Annotated in this window: 1 protein-coding gene; it reads right to left on the reverse strand. The window is 57.0% G+C overall.

Going from position 1 to position 370, the window contains the following annotated elements; all coding sequences use genetic code 11:
- Positions 1–370 (reverse strand): DNA topoisomerase (locus SB756_RS28490; RefSeq protein WP_410912851.1); only part of this gene is annotated, 370 nt, incomplete at both ends.

The raw sequence follows: 370 nt of genomic DNA on the forward strand, positions 1-370 counted from the left end.
GCGCACCAGTGACGCTTCGCTGAAGCGCGCCGGTGGCTTGGTGAAGTGCTGACCGGGCAGCAGTTGTTGCAGGTCCAGAACATCACCCACGCTTACCGCAGGCAGCGTACGATCTTCATCATTCTTACGCAGCGCAGGCATCACTTTGGTCCAGCCGTCGAAACGCAGAATACGGCCTTTCGCTTTGAGCCGGAAATCACCGGCGGCGGCAGTAATGGTGCTGGAGTCATATTTTGCCGGTGTCATCTGACAGGCAACAAACTGACGCCAGATCAGCTGATAGAGTTTCTGCGCATCCGCTTCCATATCTGTCAGCTTTTCCGCCACCACTTCCACTTCCGATGGACGAATCGCTTCGGGCGCTTCCTGG

It is taken from the genome of Pseudomonas sp. SIMBA_068 (assembly GCF_046534705.1).
Lineage (GTDB): Bacteria > Pseudomonadota > Gammaproteobacteria > Pseudomonadales > Pseudomonadaceae > Aquipseudomonas > Aquipseudomonas putida.